Annotated in this window: 9 protein-coding genes; 3 read left to right on the top strand and 6 right to left on the bottom strand. The window is 67.2% G+C overall.

What is annotated here, in order from left to right:
- Nucleotides 1-829 (top strand): DUF2993 domain-containing protein (locus tag A9X03_RS24690; protein WP_068263447.1); only part of this gene is annotated, 829 nt, incomplete at its 5' end.
- 114 nt (nt 830-943) lie between these two features.
- On the opposite strand, the gene deoC is transcribed toward A9X03_RS24690, so the two are convergent.
- The 6 genes from deoC to A9X03_RS24660 form a co-directional block, all read right to left on the bottom strand.
- Nucleotides 944-1630 (bottom strand): deoxyribose-phosphate aldolase, encoded by a 687-nt coding sequence (gene deoC / locus A9X03_RS24685; protein WP_067757614.1) that lies wholly within the window; start codon nt 1628-1630, stop codon nt 944-946.
- Nucleotides 1630-2046, bottom strand: coding sequence for a DUF2599 domain-containing protein (locus A9X03_RS24680; protein WP_067782594.1), 417 nt, complete (start codon nt 2044-2046; stop codon nt 1630-1632). The genes deoC and A9X03_RS24680 overlap by 1 nt, the downstream gene beginning before the upstream one ends.
- Before the next feature lie 4 nt (nt 2047-2050).
- Entirely contained in the window at nt 2051-2338 is a 288-nt protein-coding gene (locus A9X03_RS24675; protein ID WP_067282206.1) for a DUF2516 family protein, read from the bottom strand.
- Between the two features lie 77 nt (nt 2339-2415).
- Nucleotides 2416-3021 carry a heparin-binding hemagglutinin gene (locus A9X03_RS24670; protein WP_067757608.1) on the bottom strand — a complete coding sequence of 202 codons (606 nt, stop codon included), beginning with the start codon at nt 3019-3021 and terminating at the stop codon, nt 2416-2418.
- A 104-nt stretch (nt 3022-3125) separates the two neighbouring features.
- A complete protein-coding gene (locus A9X03_RS24665; RefSeq protein ID WP_067757727.1) occupies nt 3126-3551 on the bottom strand; it encodes a helix-turn-helix domain-containing protein in 426 nt (141 codons plus the stop codon).
- Between the two features lie 84 nt (nt 3552-3635).
- Entirely contained in the window at nt 3636-5030 is a 1395-nt protein-coding gene (locus A9X03_RS24660) for a DUF445 domain-containing protein (RefSeq protein ID WP_067757605.1), read from the bottom strand.
- Nucleotides 5031-5152: 122 nt separating this feature from the next.
- Here A9X03_RS24660 and A9X03_RS24655 point away from each other — a divergent pair, with 122 nt between their 5' ends.
- Together A9X03_RS24655 and A9X03_RS24650 are read left to right on the top strand one after the other, a co-directional pair.
- Entirely contained in the window at nt 5153-5854 is a 702-nt protein-coding gene (locus A9X03_RS24655) for a TetR/AcrR family transcriptional regulator (RefSeq protein ID WP_067757602.1), read from the top strand.
- A 198-nt stretch (nt 5855-6052) separates the two neighbouring features.
- The coding region (locus tag A9X03_RS24650) for a class I SAM-dependent methyltransferase (RefSeq protein WP_197696139.1) at nt 6053-6387 on the top strand (335 nt) is incomplete at its 3' end.

Here is a 6387-nt window from a genome sequence, read left to right as displayed (position 1 = left end):
ACGGGCAGCTCCCCCGCCGACCCCCCCTGCGGGGCCGACGGAGAAGCTGCCCACCCCGGGCGAGGAACCGGCGCAGGGCAAGAAGAAGCGCCGCTTCCTGCGCGACCCGCTCTCGGTGCTGCTGGTCTGCATCATCGTGGTCTGCCTGGTGATCGCAGGCCTGGTCGGCGCGGAACTGTACGTCCGCCACGTCGCCAACAGCAAGGTCGCCGAAGCGGTGGCCTGCGAGGTCAAGGACCAGGCCACCGCATCGTTCGGGGTGGCGCCGTTGATGCTGTGGCAGCAACTCACCAAGCACTACACCAACATCTCTGTGCAGACCGCCGGTAACCAGGTCCGCGACGCCAAGGGCATGAAGATCGACATCAACATCCGCGACGTCCGGCTCAAGGACACGCAGGACTCCAAGGGCACGATCGGCTCACTCGACGCGACCGTCACCTGGACGTCCGACGGCATCAAGGAGTCGGTCCAGAACGCGATTCCGGTGCTGGGCCCGTTCGTCACCAACACCGTGACCACCCACCCCGCCGACGGGACCATCGAGCTGAAGGGCATGTTGGACAACCTGACCACCAAGCCGGTGGTGTCGGGGACCGGCCTTCAGCTGCAGATCGTCAGCTTCAATGCGCTCGGCTTCACGATGCCCAAGGAGTCGGTGCAGTCGACCCTGGACGACTTCACCTCGCAGTTCACCAAGAACTACCCGTTGGGCATCCACGCGGACAGCGTGCAGGTCACCAACGACGGTGTGACCAGCCACTTCTCGACGCGTAACGCGAGCATCCCGACCGGCAACAACAACGACCCCTGCTTCGCCAACCTCTGACAATTCAGCCCGTTCGGCAACGATGCGCGCCGGCACGGCGCGTTGAGGCGCCGGACAATTCAGCCCGTTCGGCAACGATGCGCGCCGGCACGGCGCGTTGAGGCGCCGGACAATTCAGCCAAGCCCGTCGAGCACGGCACGGGTGCCGGACAGGCCGAGCCGGGTGGCGCCGGCGTCCAGCATCGCGAGCGCGTCCGCGGCGGCGCGGATGCCGCCGCTGGCCTTGACGCCCAACCGGCCCCCGACGGTCTGACTCATCACGGTGACCGCGCGCACCGACGCGCCCCCCGCGGGATGGAACCCGGTCGAGGTCTTGACGAAGTCGGCGCCGGCGTCCTCGGCCGCGCGACACACCTGGACCAGCGTGCTCTCGTCCGTCCCGGAGAACAGCACCGCCGACTCCACGATCACCTTGAGCACCGACCCGGCATCCACGTCGTTCATGGCGGCCCGCACGGCCGCGATGTCGGCCCGCACCGCGTCGATGTCTCCCGCCAGCGCGGCGCCGATGTCGATGACCATGTCCACCTCGGCGGCCCCCGACGCCACGGCCCGTTCGGCCTCATGCGCCTTGACCGCCGAAATGTGCTTGCCCGACGGGAAACCCGCGACGCTAGCCACCCGGACGCCCCCGGTGCGCACCGCGACCGGAACCATCGACGGCGACACGCACACCGCGTAGACGCCCAATTCGGCGGCCTCGCCGACGAGCGCGGCCACGTCCGCCTCGGTGGCCTCGGGCTTGAGGAGCGTGTGGTCGACCATCGCCGCCAGCTGCGCCCGGGTGGGTTTGCCGGCCACTAGAACCTCTCCTCGGGCCCGCCGGGATTGCAGCCCGACGCGACCATCTCGGCGTCGTCGACGACCGGGCGCCACGGCTCCAAGTTCCAGCTGGTCTTGCCGGGCTCGGCCACCTCGGCGAACTGCCAGTGGCAGATGAACTGCGCGCGCATCCCCGGGGTGTCCGCGTCCGGCGACAGCGCCAGCACCTCGCCCCACGCCTCGTCGGCGAGCGCGACGTTGCCGGGTTGCCCGGCGGCGGCCGCCCGCCCCGACGGTGTCGGGAAGACGCGCAGGCTGCTCATGCCGCGCCACTGCCCCCACTCGGTGTGGTCGATGAACGGCGGGGACGGCAAAACCGGAGCGGCCGCCGCGGTGGCCGCCGGGCCCCACAGCGCGAGAAGCACGGCGGCGGGCGCCGTCAGCAGCGCCTTCATCCGGCTAGCGCGACTTACCTTGGATTTCCAGAAGTTTCGGCCGTACGTCCACGAGATAGACGCCGGCCGCGCACGCGGCGATCGCCATCCCGAGTACCCCGAAAACAAAACTCAGGATGGACGTCAGCGCGACAGCCAGCCCCAGGATCACCAGCCACACCGGCTTGGTCAGCTTTTCCGCGGCCGTGTACGCGTCGGGCCGCTGCAGCGCGGCGTGCACGAACGCGTATACCGCCGTGACCAAAACGGCGATCTGCAAGACCAACATGACGGTTCCCACGAGGTGGCTCACGCCTTAAGCGTATGCGGGCCCCGTCCCAAACGTCGACTCAGAGTTGCCCGAGGGCAACTCCGAGTCGACCGTCGGACTTACTTCTGGGTGACCTTCTTGGCGGACGCCTTCTTGGCCGGAGCCTTCTTGGCCGGAGCCTTCTTGGCGGGCGCCTTCTTGGCGACGGCCTTCTGGGCCTTCTTCGCCGTCTCGTCGGACTTCTTGGGCAGCTCGATGCCGACCAGCTTGGCTGCACGCTCGCCGACCGCGCGGGTCTGCGATGCGACGGTGCCCAGCGCTTCCTGGGTCAGCTCGACGGCCTGGTCCACGTAGCCCTCCGCGCGCGCGGAGGCGTCGTCCAGACCCGTCTGGCTGCGCAGCCGCTGCAGGGCGGCCTCGCCCCGCTCGACCAGCTCGTTGTAGCGGTTGGTCGCGGCGTCCAGGTAGCCCTCGGCCGCCTTGCGCAGCTCGTCGCTGGTGAAGCGCTCGCGCAGCTCGCCGAGCTGCTCGGGCAGGTCCTCCTGCAACTTGGTCAGGCGAGCGCGGCTCTCCTCCACCCGGGTGCGGGTGTCGACGCGGGTCTCTTCGGCGCGATCACGCAGGTTCGCGATCAGCTCGTTGACCGTCGCCAGGGCCAGGTCGGCCGCGCCGAGGGCCGCGAGCAGCGGAGCCCGCAGATCTTCGATGTTGGTGTTATCCGCCATGGTGATTCCTTTCGTTAACGGCGTTCTTGGGTGTTGCTATGGGAGACGAAGGGCTGTAATCCAAGCGGTCGGTGGTCTATGCGTGCCGGCCAGAAGGGGGAAGCTCACTCGCCGTTGGGTTCGGTGGAACACTCCTCGTCGCTTGGTTCACTGATTTCATTTTGTTGGGTGAACGATGTGTAGATGTCGAGCAGAACCTGCTTCTGGCGCTCGGTGATCGCGGTGTCGGTGATAATGGCGTCGCGCACCTGGCTTTTGTCGCTCGGCTCCAAAATCCCGGCCCGCACATAGAGAACCTCGGCGGAAACCCGCAAGGCCTTCGCGATTTGATTGAGCACGTCGGCGGACGGCTTGCGCAATCCGCGCTCCACCTGGCTCAGGTACGGATTGCTGACCCCGGACTTTTCGGCGAGTTGGCGCACCGAGACCTGCGCGAGTTCGCGCTGGGTGCGAATGAAGCTGCCGATGTCCGAGGCCATGTCGGAGGCGGCATTGGACACCTTCGCGGAGAGCTTCTCCTCGGGTGCCATGGCGCGCTCCTGGGTCGGATGGTCGATGGTGACGGCCATCAGACTACTACAAGTGCTTGCTATTGCAAGCACTTGTTAGCACTACTAGAAAAGTACCTGCGCGACCGCGTAGATCACCAGGCCCGCCAGCGACCCGACCACGGTCCCATTGATCCGGATGAACTGCAGGTCACGGCCCACGTGCAGCTCAATGCGCCGGCTGGCCTCCTCGGCGTCCCAGCGCTCGATGGTGTCGGTGATGATCGCTGTGATCTCGACTCCATATTGCGAAACCAGGTGCTGGGCCGCCCGCACGATCCAGTTGTCCACCTTGTCGCGCAGGTCGGCGTCGTCGCGCAGCGACTCCCCGATGCGGACCACCGTGTCGGCGATCCGGGTGCGCAGCGTGCTGGACGGGTCGTCCACGCCCTCGAGCACCAGCCGTTTCAGCGTCTTCCAGGCCGTCGCGGCGGCATTGGCGATCTCGTCGCGCGCCATCAGCTGCTCTTTGATCGCGTCGGCGCGCGCGATGGTGTCGGCGTCGTTTTGCAGGTCGTCGGCGAATTCGAACAGGAACCGGGTCGCCGACCGGCGCAGCTCGTGATCGGGATTGCGGCGCACCTTGTCGGTGAAATCCATCAGCTCCCGGTGGATGCGGTCGCCCACCAGGTGGTCGATGAACCGCGGCGACCACGTCGGCGAGTCACGCTCGACGACCCGCTGGATCACCTCGCCGGCGTTCAGCGACCATTGGAAGGCCCGGTCGGCCAGCAACTGGATAAGTGCCTCCTGCCGGTTCTCGGCCAGCAGTGTCGCCAGGACCCGCCCGACCGGCGGCCCCCACTGGGGCTCGGCGATGCGCCGCACGATCATCCGGTCGATCACCTGCTGGACGTCCTCGTCGCGCAGCAGCTCGACCAGCACCCGTAGCACCGTGGCGGTCTCGCTGGCCACCCGCTCGGCGTGCGAGGCCTCCGACAGCCACTTGCCGAGCCGTCCGGGCACCTGGGCGTCGCGGAGCTTGGTCTCCACCACAGGGGGCGACAGGAAGTTCTCCCGCACGAAGGTGCCCAGCCCCTCGCCGAGCTGATCCTTCTTGCGCTTGATGATCGCGGTGTGCGGGATGGGGATGCCCAGCGGATGCCTGAACAGCGCCGTCACCGCGAACCAGTCCGCGAGGGCGCCCACCATCCCGGCCTCGGCGGCGGCACCGACATAGCCGACCCAGGCGCCCAGGTTCGCGTGGGCCTGCGCCCAGCGGCAGCCGAGGAACAGGCCGGTGGCGCCGATCAGAAAGCTCAGCGCCACCGCCTTCATCCGGCGCAGCGCCACCCGTCGCTCGGCGTCGGCCTGCGGGTCGGCGCCGGCGAAGGATTCGGCGAGCGACGGATGGGGACGCCCGGTTCCGCTCGACGGGGTCGTCGGGGCGGGGGCCGCCGCGCGGGGCCCCGGTGCTTCGCCTCGGGGCGAGGCTCTGTGTACCACCACTCCATCATTCATCGTTGCGGGCGTTTGGTGTGACCGCACTGTTCACAAGCCCGCGAGGGGCGCGCGGTCACCGTTCGAAACAGGCCCGCACGCCGTATTATCGAGGGCGTCTAGTGAATGGGATATCGGCGACAGTGGCAGAGCGAACGTTGGCGGCGGCGGCCAAGACGGATGGCCGCAAGCGGCGCTGGCACCAACACAAGGTGGAGCGCCGCAACGAGTTGGTAGACGGCACGATCGACGCGATCCGGCGGCAGGGCGGCGCCCTGAGCATGGACGACATCGCCGCGGATATCGGCGTATCCAAGACGGTGTTGTATCGCTACTTCGTCGACAAGAACGACCTGACGACCGCCGTGATGATGCGGTTCACCCAAACCACCCTGATTCCCAACCTGGCCTCGGCGCTGACCTCCAATCTGGACGGCTTCGACCTGACCCGCGAGGTCATCCGGGTGTACGTCGAAACCGTCGCGAACGAACCCGAGCCATACCGCTTCGTGATGTCGAACAGCTCGGCCAGCAAGAGCAAGGTGATCGCCGACTCCGAGCGCATCATCGCCCGCATGCTCGCGGTGCTGATGCGCCGACGCATGCAGCAGGCGGGGATGGACACCGGCGGGGCGGAGCCGTGGGCCTACCTGATCGTCGGCGGTGTGCAACTGGCCACCCACTCCTGGATGTCGTTCCCGCGCATGAGCCGCGACGAGTTGATCGACTACCTGACGATGCTGAGCTGGAATGCGTTGAAGGGCATCGTCGAGGTAGGCGGATCGCTGGAGAAGTTCCGCGAGGAGCCCCACCCGTCGCCGATCGTTCCGCCCCGCGGCCAGTAGATGCGTCCCCGCGGGGCGCCCAGGGCGGTTCTCATTTTGTGAATTCAACCCGTTTCGTGTGACGCTATGACCCGCTAGTGAGAACGACGTGCATCGCCCGCAGCGACTAGCATGCAGAGGGTGCACCGGGGGCGACGCAGCTGCGCCGTGCTGGCCGGGCGTCCCTGCCTCCGTGTAAAATGAAAGGCTCTTCTCGACATGTCTGTGCAGCTCACGCCGCATTTCGGAAACGTGCAAGCCCACTACGACTTGTCCGATGATTTCTTCCGGTTGTTCCTGGACCCCACCCAGACGTACAGCTGCGCCTACTTCGAGCGCGACGACATGACCCTGGAAGAGGCGCAGCTTGCCAAGATCGACCTGGCGCTGGGCAAGTTGAATCTCGAGCCGGGCATGACGCTACTCGACATCGGTTGCGGCTGGGGAGGAGCGCTGCACCGGGCGATCGAGAAATATGACGTCAACGTGATCGGGATCACGCTGAGTCGCAACCAGTTTGCCTACAGTAAGGCCAAAATGGCCGCCATCCCCAC

This window comes from Mycobacterium sp. E1715 (genome assembly GCF_001667625.1).
GTDB lineage: Bacteria > Actinomycetota > Actinomycetes > Mycobacteriales > Mycobacteriaceae > Mycobacterium.
The sequence above is the reverse complement of the archived record's forward strand: the minus strand, read 5'-3'. Positions and strand labels throughout refer to the sequence as shown.

Excerpts from the sequence above, each read along its gene's own strand:
- A9X03_RS24680 (WP_067782594.1), bottom strand. The coding sequence starts at position 2,046 with ATGAAGGCGCTGCTGACGGCGCCCGCCGCCGTGCTTCTCGCGCTGTGG.
- A9X03_RS24670 (WP_067757608.1), bottom strand. The coding sequence starts at position 3,021 with ATGGCGGATAACACCAACATCGAAGATCTGCGGGCTCCGCTGCTCGCG.
- A9X03_RS24665 (WP_067757727.1), bottom strand. The coding sequence starts at position 3,551 with ATGGCACCCGAGGAGAAGCTCTCCGCGAAGGTGTCCAATGCCGCCTCC.
- A9X03_RS24660 (WP_067757605.1), bottom strand. The coding sequence starts at position 5,030 with ATGAATGATGGAGTGGTGGTACACAGAGCCTCGCCCCGAGGCGAAGCA.